Source organism: Actinomycetota bacterium, from assembly GCA_030776625.1.
In the GTDB taxonomy this organism is placed as follows: Bacteria; Actinomycetota; CADDZG01; order CADDZG01; family WHSQ01; genus MB1-2.
The window spans coordinates 112,814-134,656 of the sequence record JALYHL010000001.1 but is presented as its reverse complement, the minus strand read 5'-3'; the positions used below and the strand labels follow the sequence as shown (position 1 = coordinate 134,656).

Here is a 21,843-nt window from a genome sequence, read left to right as displayed (position 1 = left end):
AGAAGGAAGGTAGCGCGACATGTCAGAGTTCACTGCGAAAGATGTAAAGACCCTGCGCGACTCGACCGGCGCAGGGATGATGGATTGCAAGAAGGCGCTCGCCGAGGCGAACGGCGACCTTGAAGCCGCCAAACGCCTCCTTCGGGAGAAGGGCCTGGCGGACGCCGCCAAGCGCAGCGGGCGGGCCGCGAGCGAAGGCATCGTGTACGCCTACATGCACCGCCCGACACCCGACTACCCGCCGAAGCTCGGTGTTCTCATCGAGCTGAACTGCGAGACCGACTTCGTAGCGAAGACCGAACAGTTCGAGCGGCTGGCCAAAGACGTCGCGATGCATATCTCCTTCGCGGACCCGTCTTGGACCACCCGCGACCAGGTTCCTCAGAACGTCCTCGACGAAGAGTCCTCGATCTACGCGAAGCAAGCCAAGGACTCCGGCAAGCCGGACCAGGTGATCGAGAAGATCGTCGCCGGGAAGCTAGAGGCGTTCTACAAGGAGAACGTCTTGATGGATCAGGAGTGGATCCAGGACAAGTCCAAGACGATCCAGCAGTTGATCGACGAGGCCAAGTCTTCGATGGGAGAGAACGTCTCCATCGGCCGCTTCATGCGCATCCGCGTGGGTGAAGGCAAAGAGGGCTAGGTGGCGGACTCCGATCTACGGCCTCCACCTAAGTACAAAAGGGTCCTTCTAAAGCTCTCGGGAGAGGCCTTCGCCGAGCCGACCCACGGGTTCGGCATCGACCCGCGGATCGTCGCATCTATCGCGCGCCAGGTTGCGGAAGCGCGCGACACGGGAACCGAGGTCGCGCTCGTCATCGGCGGCGGCAACATCATCAGGGGGTTGTCCGCCTCTGCGCAGGGAACCGATCGCACCACCGCGGACTACATGGGCATGCTGTCGACGGTCATCAACGCGCTGGCCATGCAGGATGCGCTCGAGAAAGAGGGCGTCCAGACGCGGGTCCAAACGGCGATCTGGATGCAAGAGCTGGCGGAGCCGTACATCCGGAGGCGCGCCATGCGGCACCTCGAGAAAGGACGCGTCGTCATCTTCGCGGGTGGCACGGGCAACCCGTACTTCTCAACCGACACGACCGCAGCGCTGCGCGCTCTCGAGATAGGTGCTGAGGCGATCTTGAAGGGCACGCGTGTCGACGGCGTCTATGACTCGGACCCTCTCGTGAACCCCGACGCGAAGATGTTCCCTTCGGTGCCGTACATCGAGGTGCTGAACCGCGGCCTCAAGGTGATGGACTCCACCGCGATCTCGTTATGCATGGACAACCGCCTGCCGATCGTCGTTTTCAACCTCAAGCCCGGCAACATCATGCGGATCCTCTCGGGTGAAGAGGTTGGGACGCTCGTTCACTCCGACGCCACCTAGTAGGAGGCCGCCACATGTTCGAGAGCCGTGATGACGTGATGCGTGACGCCGAGAACAAGATGAAGAAGGCCGTCTCGGTCAACCAGGAGGACCTCGCTTCGATCCGATCCGGTCGCGCTACTCCAGCCCTCCTCAACAAGATCACGGTGGATTACTACGGGACGCAGACGCCGCTTATCCAGGTCGCGAACGTCTCGGTTCCAGAGCCGAGGTTGATGGTGATCGCCCCTTATGACAAGAGCTCGATCTCTGCGATCGAGAAATCGATCAACGCGTCGGATCTCGGGATCACGCCCAACAACGACGGCACGGTCATCCGCCTTGCGTTCCCGCAGCTGACCGAGGACCGCCGCAAGGAGATGATCAAGCTTGCTCACGTCCGCGCTGAGGACGGCCGCGTGGCGATCCGCGGCGTGCGCCGTCACGCCAAGCAAGAGCTGGAGAGGATGAAGAAAGAGGGCATCTTGTCCGAGGACGAGGAGCGCGCGGCCGAGAACCAGCTTCAGAAGTTGACGGACAAGTACGTGCATGAGGTGGACGAGAACCTGAAGCGCAAGGAAGCAGAGCTCTCCGAGGTTTAGTGCACCTTTGCGTAAGTCCCGTCGCCCCAGTACGTCCCTGCATCAGCGACGGCTGCGTTGCTCGTCGCTCACGTACCTTGCAGGTATGCTCCGCTCCTCGCGCCTTGCCCTCGCCGCGCAGTGCCGCCCTGGATGCTGACGTTACTTCCGCGCAGGAGCACCAAGTGCACCGTCTCCTGAAGGCTGGCGTTATTTCCGCGCAGGAGCGGTAGTGGGGATGGCCACCGAGGAGCTGCCGCCGCCGAAGGCAGGGCGATCTCTCAAGCAAGCCGTCATCACCGCGCTGATCCTGCTGGCGCTGATCATCATCGGCGCGCTGATCGGCAAGACGGCTTTCTTCGTGTTGGTTTCCGTGGTGGTGCTCACGGCTCTGTTCGAGCTCTACGACGCCCTGCTGCAGACGGGCCACCGTCCCAACATGGTCTTCGGGCTGCTGTGCGGCTTCGCTCTGTTGCTGGTCGCGTTCCTCGAAAGACCGGCGCTTATCGCGGTCGTGCTCGCTCTGACGATGTACGGCGCCTTCCTCCTCGCCCTTCGTCCCGGCCGCGGAGCGACGGCCGCCAGCGACGTGGCCTGGACGGTTCTGGGTGTGGCGTGGATCGCGGGGGGAGGAGCCGCTGCGACCTCGATCCTGCAGCTGGAGGACGGGATCTTTCTGTTGGTCGCGTACATCCTGATCACCGCGCTCGACGACATCGGCGCTTACTTCGCCGGAACGCGGTTCGGACGTCACAAGATGGCTCCGTCGATCTCGCCCGCGAAGTCGTGGGAGGGGTGGATCGGCGGGTTCGCATCGTCTCTTGCGGGTGGCCTCTTCTTCGCGGCCTTGCTGGAGAGCCTCGACCCCCTGCACGGCCTCGCGGTCGGCGCCATCAGCGGGCTGCTCGCGCCCGTTGGTGATCTGGTGGAGTCGTTGGCGAAGCGAGAGATCGGCATCAAGGATTCCGGGCGGCTCCTGCCCGGGCACGGTGGCTTGCTCGACCGGCTGGACGCCATCCTGTTCTGCGCGCCGGCGGTGTATCTCTACTTGCGTTTCGTCGTTACGTGATCGCGAGTTGCCGCTTCGTGGGCAGAACGGGTAGCGCGGCCACCGTGTGACAATCGAGTCATGAGCGCATCCCTGCGCCGCGTCGTGATCCTCGGCTCCACCGGGTCGGTCGGACGTCAGGCGCTCGAAGTCATCGATCGGCATCGCGACCGCCTGAAGGTCGTAGGTCTCGTGGCGGGTTCCGACTCCGCGACGCTAAAGGACCAAGCGGAGCGGTTCGGAGTCGCACGCACGGGACTGGGGGCGGAGGCCGCGGAGGAGTTGGCGCGCGCTGAAGAAGCCGACGTGGTCTTGAACGCGGTGGTCGGAGCGGCGGGGCTCAAGGCTTCGGTCGCCGCGCTGGAGTCCGGTAAGACCTTGGCGCTGGCGAACAAGGAGACCCTCGTTGCAGGGGGGTCGGCGTGCGCGGCCGCTGCTGCTCGCGGCGGAGGTCGGATCGTTCCGGTGGATTCCGAGCATGCGGCGATAGCCCAGTGCCTCCGAGGGGCGACGTCCGGCCAGGTTCGGAGCATCACGCTTACCGCGTCCGGCGGACCCTTCCGCACGCGCGCTGACATGACAGGCGTGACACCTGAAGACGCGCTCGCGCACCCGACGTGGTCGATGGGCCCGAAGATCACGATCGACTGCGCCACCGTGATGAACAAGGGCCTCGAGGCCATCGAGGCTCATCATCTGTTCGGGTTGCCCTTCGAGCGCATCCACATCGTCGTCCATCCGCAGAGCGTCGTCCACGGCATCGTCGAGCTGACCGACGGGTCGTTGCTGATGCACGCGGCCGCCCCAGACATGAAACTTCCGATCCAAACGGCGCTGCTGGGCGACCTGGAGGCTGCCGAGGCTTACGGATCTCTCGACCTCGTCGGTCGCGGCGCGCTCGAGTTCGAAGAGCTGGATCGCGACCGTTTCCCGGCAGTGGAGCTGGCGTACGCGGCCGGGCGCAGGGGTGGGACCTACCCCGCGGTCTTGAACGCGGCGAACGAGGTCGCGGTTACAGCGTTCCTCGACCATCGACTCGGGTTCCTCGACATAGCGTCCGTGGTCGAAGACGTGCTCGAGGCGCACGAAGGTGGCGAAGCGCAAGATCAGTCCGATGTCGCCATCGTCCTCGAGGCGGATCGGTGGGCGCGCGAACGGGCCGAGCGCTCGGTCGATGCGCGTTCGGTCAGCGTCGCAGCGGGCGGACGCGCATGAGCTTTGGAGTCATCCTCTTCATCGTCGCGATCTTGGTCGTCGTGATGATCCACGAGGCGGGGCACCTGATCGCGGCCAAGGCCTTCGGCTTCAAGGCGACCAAGTTCTTCATCGGGTTCGGCCCGCCATTGTGGTCGTTCAAGCGAGGCGAGACCGAGTACGGGGTCGCGGCTATCCCCGCCGGTGGGTTCGTGAAGATCGTCGGGATGAACCCCTATGAGGAGGTGCCCGAGGAAGACAAACCGCGGTCGTACCCGAACAAGCCCGCGTGGCAGCGCGCGATCGTCCTGCTCGCGGGCTCTGCGACGCACTGGCTCGTCGCCTTCGTCATCCTCGTGGTGACCATGATGACGATCGGGTTCCCCACCGACCAGGCGACGAACGAGGTCGCTCTGGTCGAGCAGAGCATCGAGGGAGACGTCGCTCCTGCGGCCGAGGCCGGTCTGCGGGAGGGGGACGTGATTGTCGAGATCGATGGCCAGCCGACGCGGAACTGGGACGAGACGCGCGCAGCGATCCGCGCCGCGGAGCCCGGCGGGACCTTGAACATGGTGGTCGAGCGGGACGGCGAGCGGCTGGATCTAGCGGCCCGTCTCGGCTCCGCCGCCTTTAGTGAAGAGGGCGAGCTGGTTGACTACGCGCCACCGGGAGAGGAGCTCGCGCCCACATCTTCGGGTGAACAGACCGCTTTCCTCGGCGTCCAACCGAAGCCGCTGTACCAGAAGGAGAACCTGTTCGGCGCCGCCACCATGAGCGGTGGGCTGGTCGTCGACGTGACGGCTCGATCCTTCACGGGGATGGGAAGGATCTTCACCCAGGTCTTCGGCGGTGACCTCTGGCGGGAGCTCACAGGAGACGGCGAACGCGACGCCGATGGAGCGATGGGACTGGTGGGGGCCGGCCGTATCGCCGGAGAAACCGTCGCGGAGGGCGAGTACCTGAACTTCGTCGGCCTGATCGTGGCGTTCACGATCTTCGTCGGGATGATGAACCTGCTGCCGCTGCCACCATTGGACGGGGGCCATCTTGCAGTTCTCGCTTGGGAGAAGATCACCGGGCGCGCGGTGGATCTTCGAAAGCTGATTCCTGTGGCCGCAGCCGTGATCGCTTTCTTCCTACTCTTGTTCGTGGCCGTGCTGTACCTCGATGTCGCGCGGCCTTTGAAGTCACCCTTCTAAGTGCCGATCGAGTTCATCGAGGTAGGCCCCGACGACGAGCGTCTGGACGATGTCTATCCGGTGATGCGTGAGCTGCGCACCGAGTTGAGCCTCGAGGGGTTTCGCGCGACTTACCGAGAGGGTTACCCGACCGGCTACCGCGTGGTCGGGTTGTTCGACGAGGGCGAATGTCGTGCCGCCGCCGGGTACCACCTCACCCACGGGTTCCTGCACGGCCGCTTCATGTACATCGCGACCTCGTCACGGCAGAACGCTGGCGCTCCAAGGCCTATGGCCGGGCGTTGAACGACCATCTGCTGGAGGCGGCAAGAGCAGCCGGTTGCAGCAAGGTGCAACTGGATTCGGGGACGCAGCGCACCGACGCCCACCGCTTCTACTTCCGAGAGCGATATTCCATAACAAGCTTCCATTTCTCTCGCGACGTCTAAACATTCTTCGCCCCTAGACTGGATCTATGTACGAGAGACGCAAGTCGCGCCAGGTCCTGGTCGGCTCGGTCGCCGTCGGTGGAGACGCACCCATCTCGATCCAGTCGATGACCACGACCAAAACCGACGACGTCCAGGCGACGCTGATCCAGGTCCACGAGCTTGCCACCCAGGGTGCCGACATCGTGCGCGTCGCCGTCCCGCACGAGGGCGACGCCAGGGCGCTGCCGACGATCGTGGCGGAGGGGGGCGTGCCGATCATCGCCGACATCCACTTCTCGGTCCGACTCGCGCTGATGGCGCTGGACGCCGGAGTTCACGGGCTGCGCCTGAACCCCGGCAACATGCGGAACCCGAAGCATGTGAAGGAGGTCGCGGATGCGGCTCGGGAGCGGCGCGTGCCGATCCGCGTCGGCGTGAACGCGGGTTCTTTGGACCGGAAGCTGGTGGAGAAGTACGGACGCCCAACGGCGGAGGCGCTCGTCGAGAGTGCCCTGTATGAGATCGGCCTTCTCGAGGAGCACGGCTTCAGGGACGTGAAGGTTTCGGTGAAGCATCAGAACGTCGCCGAGATGATCAACGCGTACCGGCTCCTCGCGTCGAAGACGGACGTTCCGCTCCACCTCGGGGTGACGGAGGCGGGCACACCCAAGCAGGGCATCGTCAAGTCGGCGATCGGGATCGGCACCTTGCTTGCCGAAGGGATCGGCGACACCATTCGCGTGTCGCTGACGGCCGAGCCCGTTGAAGAGGTGAAGGTCGGTAAGCAGATCCTGGCCGCGCTCGGCATCAGGCAGGACACGTTCGATCTCGTCGCGTGCCCGTCTTGTGGTCGGGCGGAGCTGGATGTGTTCGCGCTGGCTCAGGAGGTCGAGGAGCGGGTCGAGAAGATGGATCTGCCTCCGATGCAGATCGCGGTGATGGGGTGCGAGGTGAACGGGCCCGGCGAGGCGCGCGACGCCGACATCGGGATCGCCGCCGGTCCTGGACGAGGACTGCTCTTCTCCAAGGGCAAGCAGATCGGGTGGGTTCCACACGATCGCCTGGTCGACGCTCTCTTGGAGGAGGCGGAGCGGGTCGCAGCGGACATCCGTGCCGCGGGCGGAGCCGAGGAAGGCTCCGTCGAGGTTCTCAAGGGCGCCGGTCGGAGGAACGCCCTCCTGCAGGTGGGCCTGACGCCGCCCAGCGCGAACTAGAGGGGCGCCCGCTCGGCGGGCCGGCTAAGCGTTCGGCCTGCGGCCGTGGTTCGCTTTGTTCTTCTTGCGGGAGCGGCGTCTCCGCGCTCGTTTCGCCATCGGTCCTCCTTTTGGAGTCGTGGGTATCTGGGTGGGTGGAGGTCAATGTAGCTCAGGCGGTTGGCTCGATCGCCGGTGGTAAACTCGCAAACCGACCCTGAGCAGGAGTTTCAGGTCGCACACCAGCAGCGCCAACAGAGGATCGACGTGAAGCCCCTCCCGGAGGGGCTTCGTTCGTGAGGAGGGGGTCATGGGGGCTCTCGAGGAGGTCAGAGACCTCGCCGAGGCGGTGACCCGACGCCGGTCGTTGCTGTTGTGGGACGTGGAGATGGCGGGGCAGCAGGGGCGGGCCGTGGTCAGGGTCTTCGTCGAATCCGAATCTGGCGGGCTCGACCTCGACACCGTCGCGGAGGTCTCCGAGGAGATCTCTCGTGGTCTCGATCTGAAGGATCCGATCGGCGGCCGCTACACCCTGGAGGTGTCGTCGCCGGGGCTGGAGCGGACGCTCAAGGACCAGCGCCACTTCGAGCTCTGTCTGGGGCGGAAGGTCGTAGTGAAGACGAAGGAGCGGATGCTGGGGGACAGCCACCGGGTCGAGGGCGTGATCGCCGAGGCCGGCCCCGCTGTGGTCAAGCTCGAGGTGGATCACCAGCATGTCGAGGTCCCCTACGACGAGATCAAGTCGGCGAGGACGGTTTTCGAGTGGAACTGAGGAAGCAAGTGAAGGACACGGAAGGGGCACCGAGATGAAGATCCCTATGGATTCTCTGCGCGAGCTCGAGCGCGAGCGGGGCATCTCGTTCGAAACTCTGGTGGAGGCGATCGAGAAGGCCCTGGCGTCCGCGTACCTCCGGATCATCAACGCCGAGCACGACCCGAACGTGAGGGCCCGGGCCGTCATCGACCGCGACACCGAAGAGGTGACCGTCTACCGGCAAGACGTCGAGATCGATCCTGACACCGAGGAGGTCAGCGTCCTCCAGGAGCGGGAGGACACTCCTGCCGACTTCGGTCGGATCGCGGCTCAGGCGGCGAAACAGGTGATCGTCTCGCGCATCCGCGACGCGGAGCGCGACCTCACCTTCGGCGAGTACTCAGGGCGCGAGGGTGACATAGTGACCGGCATCGTCCAGCAGCAGGATCATCGCTACACGATCCTGGACCTGGGGAAGGTCGAGGCCTTGATGCCTCCGTCCGAGCAGATCCCGCACGAGCGTTACGACCACGGCGCGCGCCTGAAGGCCTACATCGTCGAGGTCCGTCGCTCTGCCCGCGGCCCCCAGATCATCGTGTCCCGGACGCATCCGAATCTGATCCGCCGGCTGTTCGAGCTCGAGGTGCCCGAGATTATGGACGGGATCGTCGAGATCAAGTCCATCGCGAGGGAGCCGGGCCATCGCTCGAAGATCGCCGTTGCCTCCAGCGACCGCAACGTCGATCCCGTGGGTGCGTGCGTGGGATCGAAAGGCTCGCGGGTCAGGATGGTGATGAACGAGCTGCGCGGCGAGAAGATCGACATCATCAAATGGACCGAGGGCCGCGAGGAGTTCGTGGCGAACGCGCTGTCTCCGGCGAAGGTGAAGGAGGTCCAGATCGCCGAGGACGGCGAGACGGCGCTCGTGATCGTGCCGGATTACCAGCTGTCGCTGGCGATCGGCAAAGAGGGTCAGAACGCGCGGCTCGCGGCGCGGCTCACCGGTCTCCGCGTCGACATCAAGTCCGAGTCCCAGGTGCGGCGAGAGAACGAGCCTCCGGCCCAGGAGCCCGCCGCCGCCGAGAGTGCCGGGGCCGCGGACTAATATGGCTGCAGGTCCTGTCCGGACCTGCGTTGGTTGTCGCACCAAGCGGCCGAAGAGCGAGCTGACGAGGGTCGCCATCAGCTCAGACGGGAGCTTCTCGACCGAGGCTGGGGCCGCCGGAAGGGCGCCTACCTCTGCCGGGACGGAGCGTGCGTCGAGGCAGCGTTCGCCACGGGCCGGCTGCGCCGGGCGCTCCGCTGCGACCGGCTCCCGGATGGGTTGCAGCACGAGTTGATGAGAAAGGGAAGTCATGGCTAAGCCCAGGGTCCACGAAGTAGCCAAAGAGCTCGGCCTGTCTTCTAAGGAGGTGCTGGCTCACCTCGAGAAGATCGGCGAGCCGGCGAAGAGCCACTCGTCGTCGATCGATGAGTCGGTGGCCAGCCGCATCAGGTCCGATCTCGGGAACGGCGCCGCGCCCGCGGAGAAGCCGGCGACGCCCCAGGCCGCGCCTCGTGAAGCCGCCCCGAGCAAGGCGCGGCCGACCGCGGCCCCCCAGGCAGGCCCGAAGAAGCCGGATTCCACACCCAAGCCCGCTTCATCGAAGCCGGCGGCAGCGCCCGCCCCCAGCCGCCCCGCGCGCGCGCCACAGCCCGAGCCGGAGCCCGTGGCGCAGGAGCCCGCCGAGCCCGAACCGGCTGTGGCGGCCGCCGACGAAGTCATCAGGGTGCACCGCGGCATCACGGTTAAGGACTTCGCCGAGAAGATCGACCGGGCGCCGGCCGAGATCGTGAAGATCCTGATCGGGCTGGGCGAGATGGTCACCGTTACCCAGTCGATGAGCGACGAAGCGGTCGAGCTGGTCGCGGACGAGGTGGGGGTAAGGGTGCAGGTGGTCGATCCGACCCAGGAGCTCGACGAGGACGACGACGACGAGGACGACGACGACGGTGCCACCCTGGTCGCGCGGCCGCCGGTCGTCACGGTCATGGGCCACGTCGACCACGGGAAGACAGCGATCCTCGATGCGATCCGCAAGACCAACGTCGCGGGGGGAGAGGCCGGAGGCATCACGCAGCACATCGGCGCGTACCGGGTGAAGCACGACGGCCGCGACGTCACCTTCATCGACACCCCCGGCCACGCCGCCTTCACCGCGATGCGGGCGCGCGGCGCGCAGGCGACCGACATCGCGGTGCTGGTCGTCGCGGCAGACGACGGTGTGATGCCCCAAACCGTGGAGGCGATAGACCACGCGAAGGCTGCAGGCGTGCCCATCGTGGTTGCCGTCAACAAGGTCGACAAGCCCGAAGCGGACCCTGCGCGGGTTCGCCAGCAGCTGTCCGACCACGGCTTGCTGCCGGAGGAGTGGGGCGGTGACACGGTCTTCGTAGACGTGTCGGCGAAGGCGCGGACGAACCTCGAGTCGTTGATCGAGATGATCCTGCTCACCAGTGACGTCCAGCTCGACCTCAAAGCGAATGCCGAGGCTCACGCCCGCGGTGTCGTGATCGAAGCTCACCTAGACAAGGGTCGCGGCGCCGTGGCGACCGTGTTGGTGAAGAAGGGAACCCTCTACCAAGGGGACGCGCTCCTTGCCGGCGCCGCGTGGGGACGCGTGCGCGCGATGCAGGACGAGAACGGCAACAACGTTGAGAGCGCCGGGCCAGGCGTGCCCGTGCTGGTGCTTGGGTGGCAGTCGGTGCCAGAGGCGGGGGATGAGTTCCGCTCGTTGGACGACGAGCGCGAGGCGCGCCAGCTCGCGGGCGCCCGCGGGCACCACATCCGCGAGGCCGAGATCGTGGCCGCGCGCGGCGTATCGCTCCAGACCCTGCTGGCGGCTACGCGCGAGGGGGAGGTCCCCGAGCTGAACGTCCTCATCAAGGCGGACGCGCAGGGCTCGGTCGAGGCGCTGGCGGATCAGTTCGAGAAGATGGATCAGTCGCTCGTGAAGATCAACGTCCTGCGCAAGGGCGTCGGTGGGATCACCGAGAACGACATCACGCTTGCGCAGGCATCGGACGCGATCGTTATCGGTTTCAACGTGGTCGAGAACTCGAGCGCCCGCTCGATGGCCGAGGAGGCGGGCGTCGATGTCCGCACCTATCGCGTCATCTATCAGGCCGTGCAGGACATCGAGGCCGCGGCACGCGGTCTGCTGGGACCCGAGATCCGCGAGGTTCCGATCGGCCAGGCCGAGGTGCGCGCGACGTTCCGGGTGCCGCGTCTCGGCGTCGTCGCCGGCTGCATGGTTCTGGATGGGGTGGTACGGCGGAACTCCCGGGCGCGGCTGGTTCGAGACGGCACGGTGATCTACGAGACCACGATCGGATCCCTGCGTCGCTTCAAGGACGACCAGCGCGAGGTGGCCGCCGGCTTCGAGTGCGGTATCGGGCTCGAAGGTTTCCAGGACGTCAAAGAGGGCGACCTGATCCAGGCGTTCGAGGTCCAAGAGGTCGCTCGGTAGCCTCCTCTCACTCGGATGTACGTAGGCGTCGCCCGGTTCGAGCTGTTCATCCCTGCCAGCTCGTCGCTGAAGGACAAGCGCCAGGTGGTGCGTTCGGTGATCGCAGCCGTGCGCAACAAGTTCAACGTCGCGGTCGCCGAGGTCGACCATCAGGACCTATGGCAACGTTGTGCCCTCGGCGTCAGCTGCGTGTCCGAGTCCGCGGGTCAATGCAGGAAGGTGCTGCAGGAGGTTGAGAAGGTGGTCGGGCGGTCGGTGCTCGGGTCCGCCGAGATCATCGACCGGAGTATCGACGTCGTCGACATGGAGGACTTCTAGCTTGTGAGCCAACGGATGGAGAACCTGGCCGCGGACACCCTGACACGAGGGTCGGGTTGCTTGTGAGCCAACGGATGGAGAACCTGGCCGCGGACACCCTGACACGAGGGTCGGGTTGCTTGTGAGCCAACGGATGGAAAAGGTCCAGAAGCTCGCGCGCCAGGTGCTGGGCGAGGAGATCCAGAACCTGAAGGACCCCCGGGTCGGGTTCGCGACGGTGACCTTCGTCAAGATCACGCCGGACCTCCGGCACGCGCGTGTCTTCGTCAGCGTCCTTGGGAGCGACGAAGCGGTCAAAGCCACGATGGCCGGTCTCAACAGCGCGCGGCCTTACCTGCGCTCCGAGCTCGGTCGGCAGATGCGCATGAAGTACCTGCCCGAGCTGGTGTTCGAGCTCGACACCGGCCCGCAGGAGGCCGAGAAGCTAGACGAGATCTTGCACAGGATCCACGGGGAAGCCTCGACGGACGAGGGGCCACAGCCGTGACAAGGTTCGACGTCAGCGATTGGGAGCGCGCGATCGAGGCGCTGCGCGCTGCACCCGATGTCGCGTTGGCCTGCCACGTCAATCCCGACGGCGACGCTTTGGGGTCCCTGCTCGCGGCCGCGCTCGGGTTGAAGCAGCTGGGCAAGGAGGTCTATCCCAGCTGGGGGGCGACCTCCGTCGAGGTGCCTTCCTCCTATTCCTTTCTCCCGGGGGCCGACCTGATCGTTCCGCCCGTGGAGGTCGAGCGTGCCGGAACGTTTCTCGCGTTGGATTGCGGAGCCGGCCACCGGCTCGGGTCCCTCGAAAAGCGTGCCCTCTCTTCGAGCTGCCTCATCAACGTGGACCATCATCCGGGGAACGACCAGTTCGGCTCCTTGAACATCGTCGTCACCACCGTGTCGTCGACCGCAGAGATCGTGACCCGCATGCTGCAGGACCTGGGCGTCGAGATCGACAGAGACATCGCGACCTGTCTGTACGTCGGGATCGTGACCGACACGGGGAGGTTCCAGTATTCCAACTCCACCCCCGACACCCTCAGGCTCGCGGCGGACCTTCTGTCGCTGGGGGTTGATGCGCCTCGCATCGCGCAGGAGGTCTACGAGTCGTCGCCGTTCGGCTTCCTGAAGCTCGTCGGGCGCGTGCTGGACCGGGCCGTGCTCCACGAGGACGAACGTTTCGTCTACTCGTGGATCACGCTGAAGGATCTGAAGGAGACAGGCGTTGCACCGGACGAGACGGACGCGTTGATCGACCTCGTCCGGGGCACGCGAGCCGCGGACGTAGCCGCCATGTTCAAGGAGCAGAGCGACGGCCAGTGGCGCGTGAGCATGCGTTCGAAGGGTCCCAGCGTTGGTGATCTGGCTCGCTCGCGTGGCGGCGGGGGCCATGAGTTGGCCGCGGGCTTCACCGTGCCGAACCGGGAGGCGACGGCGGCAGGGATCGTTGCAGAGCTTCGCTCCACCGGCGGATGACGCCGAACGGCATCCTCGTGATCGACAAGCCACCCGGGATGACCTCCCACGACGTCGTGGATCGGGTCCGCAAGGTCTTCGGGACGAAGAAGGTCGGACATGCCGGAACGCTCGATCCGGACGCGACCGGGATCCTCGTGCTCGGTCTCGGCACCGCCACCCGGCTCCTGTCGTATGCGCAGGACGGTCCGAAGAGGTACGTGGCGATGGCCTCGTTCGGCACCACGACGACCACGCAGGATGCGTCCGGTGAGGTGGTCCGGGAGCGACCCGTCGACATCGATAGGGCGTCGCTCGACGCGGTGGCGCAGACTTTCGTCGGCGACATCGAACAGGTCCCCCCGATGGTCTCTGCCGTCAAGGTGGGCGGCGAGCGGCTCTACAAGAAGGCTCGGAGAGGCGAAGAGGTCGAGCGCCGGCCGCGCCCGGTCACGATCCATCGGCTCGATGTGACCGACTTCACCGAAGATCCGCCCAGCGCGTCCTTCGACGTCATCTGTTCGCCGGGGACCTACATCCGGACGCTTGTCCACGACATCGGGGAGAAGCTCGGCTGCGGGGCCCATCTGGTGCGACTGCGACGGATAGAGGGATCGGGTTTCTCTGAAGGTGACGCAGTCACATTGGAGGCGCTGTCGCCGGATCACCTGCGCCCGGTTCTAGAGGTGGTGCGGAGCCTGCCGCGCCTCGAGGTCGATGAGGACGCCCGTCGCCTCGTGTCGGACGGACGCCCGCTGGTGGCGGACGCAGAGCTGCCTGAAGCACAGCCCGTCGCGCTCGTGTGCGATGACCGGCTGCTCGCCATCTACAAGCGGCGCGGCCTCCAGCTGATCGCGGAGAAGGTGCTGCCGACTTGAGAACGCTGGTCGGGCTCGGGGCTCTGCCGCTCGAACCGAGTGGAAGCGTCGTCACGATCGGCACCTTCGACGGCGTCCACCTCGGCCACCGGATGTTGATCAACCGCGCGATCGGAGCGGCCCGCGAGCGCGGGCTCGAGTCCTGCGTCTTGACGTGGGATCGCCACCCGGCGATCACCTTGCGTCCCGACAAGGCGCCCCCTGCTCTCGCCAGCTCGTCCCGGAAGGTCGAGCTCATCGAGGAGCTGGGGCCGGACCTGCTGGTGGTGCTCCCGTTCGACCACCAGCTCGCGAGCATGGAGGCGAAGGACTTCGCCTCGGAGGTGATCGCCACGGGGCTGCATGCCCGGATCGTTCTCGTCGGAGAGGGGTGGCGGTTCGGCAGGAAGGCCGCGGGCGACACCACGATGCTGAGCGAGATCGGGCGCACCGGGGGATTCGAGGTGCATCCGGTGTCGCTCGAGGAGATCGGCGGCGAGAAGGTCTCGAGCACCCGTATCCGGGAAGCGGTGGCGGCGGGGGACCTGCGTCTGGCGCGCGACCTGCTCGGGCGTCCATTCGAGGTCGAGGGCCCGGTCGAGCACGGAGATCATCGAGGCAAGGGGCTGGGCGTCCCCACCGCGAACATCACGCCGGATCCCGCACTCGTTCGGCCGCCGCGCGGCGTGTACGCCGGGCGCGCCCGCGCCGGAGACATCTGGTACAGCGCGGCCATCAACGTCGGGGTCAATCCCACCTTCGGGGGCGACGAGGCCACGACACCGGTGCGGGTGGAGGCGTATCTCTTGGATCTCGAGGCGGACCTCTACGGCCGCGAGCTTCGGATCGAGTTCTGGACGCGCCTGCGCGACGAGCTGCGGTTCGAGTCGGAGGAGGCGTTGATCTCCCAGATGCACGCCGACATCGAACAGACGCGGAGTTTGATCGTCTAGCTCGTCGCGCGCCTTCCGGTGATCAGCTGTGCCGCTCCCACAGCCAGAGCCTCGCGTGCAACGTCGGTCATCCCTACCTCGTTCAGCATCTGCTTCGGCAGGTGTGGCTCGGGCAGGTAGGCGGTCGATCGCGGCAGGTACGCGTACGCGTCCCGGTCCGACTCGAACATCTCGCGCACGACCCGTGCCTTGTGGGCCCCCGTGGGCAGCGGCTCCACGGGGGCATCGCCATGACCGCATGACTTGACTTTGCAGAATCTTCGAATCGCGGCCGCGTCTTCCCCGCGTTCGATGTCTACGTTGCATCACGTGTCAGAGAGGCTCGATCGTGGCGATCTGTTCTCGCTCCTGGTTTGCGTCGCGGGACTCCTCGCGGCGGCCACCCTTCCGGGGGAGCCGCCGGGTATCGCCTTCGTGATCACGTCGCTGCTGGTGCTGGGATCCGTTTGGATGTTGCGCGGGAAGGACCTCCGTGGCGCGGACCTGTCGCTGCTCGCCGCCGCCGGGATCTGCGTGAGCTTCTTCGCCCTGCGGACGGCGGGATGGCTCCTCGGGCTGAACCTAGTGGCGGCTCTCGCAGTGGCCGCAATCGGCGCCGCGAGGGCGCGAGGTTGGCGTCAGATGGCGGTGGCGCCCCTACGGCTGGCCGCGCGGCTGTGTCCGGGCGTCGCCTTGGTGCTCCGCCCGGTCTCCCGCTGCCTAGCCACTGTCCCGGATCGTTCGCGCGCGTCGCTCGCGCGAGCGGGGGTTCTCTCCGCCGCGCTGGCCCTCATCTATGGGGTGCTGTTCACCAGCGCAGACGCCGCCTTCGCCTCGCTCACGCAGAGGTTGTTGGTGCCGGATGTTGACGTGCGCCTGCTCCCGGTGCGGGTTGTAGTGGCGGTCGTCTGTTTCGCGGTGGCGGGGGCCTTCGTGCTGTTGGCAGCTTCAGCGAACGAAGAGAGAGCGTCGTCTCCGTGGAAACCAGATCCCCCGAAGCGACAGCGGTTGCGGCTTGCGCCCGCGGAGTGGGTCACCTGCCTGGTTGTTGTTGACGCATTGTTCGCCGCGTTCGTGTGGGTGCAACTGACCGTGCTGTTCGGTGGACATTCGCAGGTTTTGGAGACAACGGGCCTGACCTACGCGCAGTACGCGCGCAGTGGGTTCTTCCAGCTCGTCGTGGTCGCGCTCATCACGCTGGCGCTGATCGCGGCGGCGGTGAATCTTGGCGCCTCGACCGAGCGCACGCGGTTTTGGATGAAGCTGCTTCTGGGCGTCCTGTGCGTTCTGACGCTCGTCGTACTCGCATCCGCCCTTCGACGAATGAACCTTTATCAAGAGGCGTACGGGTTCACTCGGCTCCGGCTTCTCGTTGATACGACGATCCTGTGGCTCGCGGGCGTCTTCGCTTCGTTGCTTGTGGCGGGGGCGGTGTGGAACGCCGCCTGGCTCCCGAGGTGGGTCCTGGGACTGGCCTGGTTCTCGCTGATCGTGCTGAACCTACTCAACCCCGATGCTCTGATTGCGTCGCGCAACATCGACCGCTTCAGCCGAACCGGCAGGGTCGACAGCTCTTATCTCTCTGGCCTGGGGCTGGATGCCGTCCCCGCGCTGACCCGCCTCCCGGAGCCCGAGCGGGAGTGCGCGCTCAGGGCCATAGGGCTACGGGCGGGAGATGGCAGCTCGGCGTGGTCGTGGAACTTCGGGCGCGAACGGGCACTGGACCTCCTCGAGCCTTACCGTCATCGGCTTTCCGTCGTTCCGACCGGCTGCGTGGACAGTTAACGGGCGCTCTAGATCTTTCGGCCCCAGTCGGGCATGTAGTCGTTGCCGTTGTTCGTCAAACGGCGTCGCGCGGTTCCATCTATGCGGATCTTGTAGAGCTTGCCTTCGGCTGAATAGGCGATCCAGCGGCCGTCCGGAGACCACGCGGGGTGACGCCCTCCCGCGAGCTTTCGGAGGCGCCGGCCACTCTCGTGCACGATCCAGATCTCAGACGGGCCGTCGCCCTTGTTCGCGGAGAACACGATCCGGTTCCCGCCGGGTGCCCAATCGAGGCTGTCGATCCCGCCGTAGCGGTCCTCGCAACCCCGCCGGCAGACCGTAGCTCCCCGCGTAACGCGCTCGAAGTCCGAGCCGCGCGCGTTCATGGTCCACACGTCGCTGGTCCCCGTTCCCCTGTCGCTGATGACCGCGATGCGATCGCCGTCCGGAGACCAGTCCGGCGCCAGTTCGTCGACGGGCGTATCGGTGAGACGCGTCAGGCCGCTGCCGTCCGGCCGAACGATGAACACCTCGCCGCGACGGCGGGGTCGAACGTTGAAGAAGACGATCCAGTCACCGTCCGGCGACCAGCTGGGGCTTCCGTTGCCGCCTCGCAGGTCGACGATGCGGCGGCGATTCCGGCCTCGGCCGTCCATCACGTACAGCTCGGAGTCATAGGTGTCGCCGCCGACGCTGAACGCGAGCCTCCTTCCGGAGGGGGAGAAAGCACCGACCCCCTCAGGCTGGTCGTTGTTCGTGAGGCGTCTTAGCCCGCTGCCATCTGCTCTCACCGAGAAGATCTCCGAGGGCCGGTTCCCATAGCCACCCCCGAGTCGCATGAAGGCGATCCGGCCGTTCTCGCCCGGATGCGCGGCAGCCGCGGGGATGGCCACGGATGCGACCATCAGCGCCACCCCCGCGAGAGCCGCGGCCCGTCTCCTCATCCATCCTCCTTTGCCGTTGGTCGCGTGCTAGACGTTCGACCGCCTGGTAATGCTGCAGGCAGTGCGCGAACTGTTGGACCTTTTCTCCAGTTCGGTCGGGGGACCGGCCCGGGGGGCGGCCCGGGCGGCGGCTCCATCGTGGCTCTGACCTGCTAGGCTGCTCGACGGCCCGGCTGCCGTTCCCCGCCGCAGGCCGCTCTCGCTAGAGAAAGGTTCTTAGCAGCGCGTATGGCATTGCTGAAGGAAGACAAGGCTCGGATCATCTCGGACAACGCCCGGGGTGACAACGACACCGGCTCGCCGGAGATCCAGGTCGCTGTGTTGTCGCGTCGCATCGCCGACCTCACCGAGCATCTGAAGACGCACCCCAAAGACCATCACTCGCGCCGCGGCCTTCTCAGGATGGTGGGGCGCCGGCGTCGTCTCCTCGAGTACCTGAGGCGCGAGGACGTCGAGCGCTACAGGGCCATCATCGGGAAACTCGGTCTCCGGAGGTAGCGGCATCGCCGCAGGGATCTCCAGAAGGGAGGGAAGCCTCGCCGCCACGACCTAACTAAGCAGCAAGGAGAGGCCGCCCTGGGTCGGTTGTCAGTCGCAAGGTCATCGCCAAGGTGCCCTTACAACTGAAAACTGGCCTCTCTCGGCGCCTCTCCTCCCGTACGAGAACGCGCATCGACGCGCGTTCCACACTTCAGGAGGAAAGCACATGGCACCAGAGATCCATTCGGTAGAGAGAAAGATCGGCAACGAGGTCTTCCGATTCGAAACGGGCCGGCTCGCGGCACAAGCCGGCGGCGCCGTACTAGGGCAGATCGGCGAGACCACCGTCCTCGCCACGGGCACGTCTTCGGACCCGCGAGGCGGGGACTTCTTTCCCCTAACCGTCGACGTCGAAGAGCGGATGTATGCCGCAGGGAAGATCCCCGGTGGGTTCTTCCGCCGTGAGGGACGCGCCAGCGAGAAGGGCATCCTCAACGCCCGTCTGATCGACCGTCCGCTGCGACCGTCGTTCCCCGACGGTTTCCGTCACGAGGTCCACGTGGTCGTGACCGCTCTTGCGGTGGACAACATGAACCCGATAGACATCCTGTCCGTCAACGCGGCGTCGGCGGCTCTCGCCGTTTCGGACATGCCGTTCGAGGGCCCGGTTGGTTGCGTCCGCCTCTCGCACATCGACGGCCAGTGGGTCGCCAACCCCACCTACGAGCGGCAGGAAGAGCAGACGATCGAGCTCGTCGTCGCCGGCCGGGTCAACGAGGGCGGCGAGGTCGACATCATGATGATCGAAGCGGGAGCATCGGAGCACCTGTTCGACCTGATCGAGCAAGGCGCGCGCAAGCCGGACGAGGAGCTGCTGGCCGAAGGCATCGAGGAGTCGAAGCCGTACATCGCAGAGGTCATCGACCTGCAGCGTGAGCTGGTGAGTCTCGCCGGAAAGCCGAAGGCGAGCTTCGGCGGACCGGACACCGACTACCCGGTGTTCGTCGACTACTCGGACGAGATCTACGCCCGCGTCTCGGAGGTCGCCGCCGGCGCGATGCAAGAGGCGATCGCGATCAACGTCAAGAGAGACCGCCGCAGGCGCATCAAGGAGATCGAGCGCGAGACCGTTGCCTCTCTCGAGGCCGAGTTCCCCGAATCCGAGGAAGCGACGAAGGCAGCCGTCAGGTCGCTGATGAAGAAGCTCGTGCGGCGGCGGGTGGTCGAGGAGAACGTCCGACTCGATGGCCGCTCGATCGATCAGGTCCGCCCCATCTGGACGCAGATCGGCGTCATCCCGCGCGTGCACGGTTCCGGCATCTTCACGCGCGGCGAGACCCAGGGTCTCTCGATCCTGACCCTCGGCATGCAGCGGATGGAGCAGATGGTCGACGACCTGTCGCTCGACGAGACCAAGCGCTACATGCACCACTACAACTTCCCGCCCTACTCCACCGGAGAGGCTGGCTTCATGCGGGGGCCCAAGCGTCGCGAGATCGGCCACGGCGCGTTGTCCGAGAAGGCGATCCTCCCGGTGATCCCATCGCGCGACGAGTTCCCGTACGCGTTGCGCATGGTGTCCGAGATCATGTCGTCGAACGGCTCGACCTCGATGGCCAGCGTCTGCGGCTCCTCCCTTGCGCTGATGGACGCGGGTGTCCCCGTCCGCGGCGGCACACACGTCGGCGGCGTTGCGATGGGGCTGATGGCGGAAGGCGGCAAGTTCCTCCCCTTGACCGACATCCTCGGTGACGAGGACGCGATGGGTGACATGGACTTCAAGGTCGCGGGGACGGAAGAGGTCGTGACCGCCTTGCAGCTCGACACGAAGATCTCGGGCGTGCCGGCAGAGGTGCTGCGCGAGGCGTTGCTTGCAGCCAAGAGAGCGCGCCTGCACATCATCGGCGAGATGAACAAGACGATCGCGCGCCCCCGCGAGGAGCTCGCGGCTGGTGCTCCGAGGGTGCTGGCGTTGAAGATCCCGGTCGACAAGATCGGCGAGCTCATCGGTCCGAAGGGCAAGAACATCAACATGATCACGTCCACGACCGGCGTCGAGATCGACATCGACGACGACGGCACCGTCCGGATCGGCTCTGCGGACCAGGAATCTGCGGACGCGGCGGCCGAGTTGATCGAGCAGCTCGTGGATCCGAAGTTGCCGGAGGTCGGCGAGCGGATCACCGGGAAGGTCGTGAAGTGCATGGCCTTCGGCGCCTTCGTCAACATTGCCCCTGGGCGCGACGGTTTGGTGCACATCTCCAAGCTCGGAGAAGGACGCATCGAGCGGGTCGAGGATGCGGTGAACGAGGGTGACGAGATCGAGGTCGAGGTGATCGAGGTCGATCGTCAGGGCCGCATCAACCTCACCCCCGTGGCGTGGCTGGAGCGTCAGGTCGCGCAGGGCAAGACCATCGAAGAGGCACGCGCCGCGGCGGCCGGCAGCGGAGGTGGCCGCGGAGGTGGCGACCGCGGTGGTCGCGACCGTGACCGAGGCCCTCGCCGCGACGGTGGGGGCGGACGGGACCGCGAGCGGGGGCCGCGCCGCGAGGGCGGGCCGCGCCGCGAGCAAGCACCGCCGCGCGGCGAGTAGCCGTCGCATGCGTTTCTCTCGAACGACGCTGGATTCGGGCGCGACCGTAGTCACGGAGCGGATGGAAGAGGTCCGCTCCGGGACCGTCGGGTTCTGGTTCGACGTAGGCGCGCGGGACGAGCCGGACTCGCTCGCGGGCACGTCACATTTCCTCGAGCACCTCTTGTTCAAAGGGACTCCCGCTCGCAGCGCGAAGGACATAGCCGATGCGTTCGACCGGGTGGGTGGGGACGTGAACGCCTTCACAGGCAAGGAGTACACGTGCTACTACTCGCGCGTCTTGGACGACGACCTCCCGATGGCGGTCGACGTGCTGGCGGACATGATCCGCAACTCCGTGATCGACCCGGACGAGCTCGAGTCCGAGCGGAAGGTCATCCTGGAGGAGATCGCGATGCACGAGGATGCTCCCGACGAGCTGGTCCACGACCTCTTCTACCGGTGCATGTGGGACGGGCACCCTCTGGGACGCCCGGTGCTCGGATATAACGACACGATCTCGAAGGTCACCCGGGACGAGGTCGCCGGATACTGGAGCGACCGCTACTCGCCCGCGAACCTGGTCGTCGCCGCCGCCGGACACGTCGATCACGATGCGCTGGTGGACGAGGTGGCGCGGCTCTTTCCCGACACCCGCGGGCGGCGCACCTTGCGCGCCGGGCCCGTCCCTTCGCTCGCCGGTGGGGTCACCGTGTTCAAGCGACCGACGGAACAAGCTCACATCGTCACCGGAACGGAGAGCCTCCACCGCAGTCATGAGGACAGGCACGCGCTGACGGTGCTGGACACCATCCTCGGGGGCGGTATGTCGTCGCGGCTGTTCCAAGAGGTGAGGGAGAAGCGCGGCCTCGCTTATTCCGTCTACTCATATCGCTCGATGTTTGCCGACACGGGCTCGTTCGCCATCTATGCCGGTACGACGCCGCAGAACGCCGACACGGTCTTAGACATCTTCCGAACCGAGGTCGAGTCACTCGTGGGCGACGGGATCAGCGAGTCCGAGCTGGAGCGGGCTAAGGGTCATGTCAAAGGCTCGTTGGTGCTCTCCTCGGAGGATCCCGGGAGCCGCATGAACCGTCTCGGCCGTCAGCAGCTGACGACAGGGGAGATCCTGTCTATCGAGGAGCTGATCGGCAAGTACGACCGGCTCGATATGGACGACATACGTCGGGTGATTGCCGAGGTCCTCGGAGCGGGCGAGTGGCAGACGACGGTCGTGGGTCCGTTCGATGAAGGTGCCTTCGACCAGCACGCGGCGTAG

At 66.1% G+C, this 21,843-nt stretch carries 23 protein-coding genes; 21 read left to right on the top strand and 2 right to left on the bottom strand.

All coding sequences use genetic code 11. The annotated features are described in order from the left end of the window. Positions 1–19: 19 nt before the first annotated feature. The 17 genes from tsf (at position 20) to M3N53_00625 (ending at position 14,822) form a co-directional block, all read left to right on the top strand. Entirely contained in the window at positions 20–643 is a 624-nt protein-coding gene (gene tsf / locus M3N53_00705) for a translation elongation factor Ts (protein ID MDP9066853.1), read from the top strand. Further along, positions 644–1,387: a UMP kinase gene (pyrH, locus tag M3N53_00700; GenBank protein ID MDP9066852.1), complete on the top strand. Its 744-nt coding sequence runs from the start codon at positions 644–646 to the stop codon at positions 1,385–1,387. 14 nt (positions 1,388–1,401) lie between these two features. After that, on the top strand, positions 1,402–1,968 hold the full coding sequence (gene frr / locus M3N53_00695; protein MDP9066851.1) for a ribosome recycling factor: 567 nt from the start codon (positions 1,402–1,404) through the stop codon (positions 1,966–1,968). A gap of 217 nt (positions 1,969–2,185) precedes the next feature. After that, entirely contained in the window at positions 2,186–3,016 is an 831-nt protein-coding gene (locus M3N53_00690; protein ID MDP9066850.1) for a phosphatidate cytidylyltransferase, read from the top strand. 60 nt (positions 3,017–3,076) lie between these two features. Beyond that, entirely contained in the window at positions 3,077–4,210 is a 1,134-nt protein-coding gene (dxr, locus tag M3N53_00685) for a 1-deoxy-D-xylulose-5-phosphate reductoisomerase (protein ID MDP9066849.1), read from the top strand. Further along, complete coding sequence (locus M3N53_00680; GenBank protein ID MDP9066848.1) at positions 4,207–5,388, top strand: RIP metalloprotease; 1,182 nt, start codon at positions 4,207–4,209, stop codon at positions 5,386–5,388. The genes dxr and M3N53_00680 overlap by 4 nt, the downstream gene beginning before the upstream one ends. Further along, positions 5,389–5,673 (top strand): hypothetical protein, encoded by a 285-nt coding sequence (locus tag M3N53_00675; GenBank protein ID MDP9066847.1) that lies wholly within the window; start codon positions 5,389–5,391, stop codon positions 5,671–5,673. It abuts the gene before it with no gap. Then, positions 5,556–5,816: a GNAT family N-acetyltransferase gene (locus M3N53_00670; GenBank protein ID MDP9066846.1), complete on the top strand. Its 261-nt coding sequence runs from the start codon at positions 5,556–5,558 to the stop codon at positions 5,814–5,816. The genes M3N53_00675 and M3N53_00670 overlap by 118 nt, the downstream gene beginning before the upstream one ends. Before the next feature lie 26 nt (positions 5,817–5,842). After that, on the top strand, positions 5,843–7,012 hold the full coding sequence (ispG, locus tag M3N53_00665) for a flavodoxin-dependent (E)-4-hydroxy-3-methylbut-2-enyl-diphosphate synthase (protein MDP9066845.1): 1,170 nt from the start codon (positions 5,843–5,845) through the stop codon (positions 7,010–7,012). A 289-nt stretch (positions 7,013–7,301) separates the two neighbouring features. After that, entirely contained in the window at positions 7,302–7,763 is a 462-nt protein-coding gene (locus M3N53_00660) for a ribosome maturation factor RimP (GenBank protein ID MDP9066844.1), read from the top strand. 34 nt (positions 7,764–7,797) lie between these two features. Then, entirely contained in the window at positions 7,798–8,850 is a 1,053-nt protein-coding gene (gene nusA / locus M3N53_00655; protein ID MDP9066843.1) for a transcription termination factor NusA, read from the top strand. 250 nt (positions 8,851–9,100) lie between these two features. Then, entirely contained in the window at positions 9,101–11,254 is a 2,154-nt protein-coding gene (gene infB, locus M3N53_00650) for a translation initiation factor IF-2 (protein ID MDP9066842.1), read from the top strand. Positions 11,255–11,269: 15 nt separating this feature from the next. Further along, positions 11,270–11,572, top strand: a complete 303-nt coding sequence (locus M3N53_00645) for a DUF503 domain-containing protein (protein MDP9066841.1) — start codon at positions 11,270–11,272, stop codon at positions 11,570–11,572. Between the two features lie 121 nt (positions 11,573–11,693). After that, the gene (rbfA, locus tag M3N53_00640) at positions 11,694–12,059 is read left to right on the top strand and encodes a 30S ribosome-binding factor RbfA (GenBank protein ID MDP9066840.1); all 366 of its coding nucleotides are present in this window, start codon (positions 11,694–11,696) and stop codon (positions 12,057–12,059) included. Further along, the gene (locus tag M3N53_00635) at positions 12,056–13,033 is read left to right on the top strand and encodes a bifunctional oligoribonuclease/PAP phosphatase NrnA (protein MDP9066839.1); all 978 of its coding nucleotides are present in this window, start codon (positions 12,056–12,058) and stop codon (positions 13,031–13,033) included. Before rbfA ends, M3N53_00635 begins: the two co-directional genes overlap by 4 nt. Next, the gene (truB, locus tag M3N53_00630) at positions 13,030–13,890 is read left to right on the top strand and encodes a tRNA pseudouridine(55) synthase TruB (protein ID MDP9066838.1); all 861 of its coding nucleotides are present in this window, start codon (positions 13,030–13,032) and stop codon (positions 13,888–13,890) included. The genes M3N53_00635 and truB overlap by 4 nt, the downstream gene beginning before the upstream one ends. Further along, entirely contained in the window at positions 13,887–14,822 is a 936-nt protein-coding gene (locus tag M3N53_00625; GenBank protein ID MDP9066837.1) for a bifunctional riboflavin kinase/FAD synthetase, read from the top strand. Before truB ends, M3N53_00625 begins: the two co-directional genes overlap by 4 nt. On the opposite strand, the gene M3N53_00620 is transcribed toward M3N53_00625, so the two are convergent. Continuing rightward, positions 14,819–15,040 (bottom strand): hypothetical protein, encoded by a 222-nt coding sequence (locus M3N53_00620; protein ID MDP9066836.1) that lies wholly within the window; start codon positions 15,038–15,040, stop codon positions 14,819–14,821. The two genes, M3N53_00625 and M3N53_00620, sit on opposite strands and share 4 nt — an antisense overlap. 91 nt (positions 15,041–15,131) lie before the next feature. Between M3N53_00620 and M3N53_00615 the strand changes: the two genes are divergently transcribed. Further along, a complete protein-coding gene (locus tag M3N53_00615) occupies positions 15,132–16,586 on the top strand; it encodes a DUF4173 domain-containing protein (protein MDP9066835.1) in 1,455 nt (484 codons plus the stop codon). An 8-nt stretch (positions 16,587–16,594) separates the two neighbouring features. On the opposite strand, the gene M3N53_00610 is transcribed toward M3N53_00615, so the two are convergent. Continuing rightward, on the bottom strand, positions 16,595–17,509 hold the full coding sequence (locus M3N53_00610; protein ID MDP9066834.1) for a hypothetical protein: 915 nt from the start codon (positions 17,507–17,509) through the stop codon (positions 16,595–16,597). 228 nt (positions 17,510–17,737) lie between these two features. Here M3N53_00610 and rpsO point away from each other — a divergent pair, with 228 nt between their 5' ends. The 3 genes from rpsO (at position 17,738) to M3N53_00595 (ending at position 21,843) form a co-directional block, all read left to right on the top strand. After that, positions 17,738–18,007, top strand: a complete 270-nt coding sequence (gene rpsO, locus M3N53_00605) for a 30S ribosomal protein S15 (protein MDP9066833.1) — start codon at positions 17,738–17,740, stop codon at positions 18,005–18,007. A gap of 208 nt (positions 18,008–18,215) precedes the next feature. Next, positions 18,216–20,582, top strand: coding sequence for a polyribonucleotide nucleotidyltransferase (locus M3N53_00600; protein MDP9066832.1), 2,367 nt, complete (start codon positions 18,216–18,218; stop codon positions 20,580–20,582). Next, positions 20,464–21,843, top strand: coding sequence for an insulinase family protein (locus M3N53_00595; protein ID MDP9066831.1), 1,380 nt, complete (start codon positions 20,464–20,466; stop codon positions 21,841–21,843). Before M3N53_00600 ends, M3N53_00595 begins: the two co-directional genes overlap by 119 nt.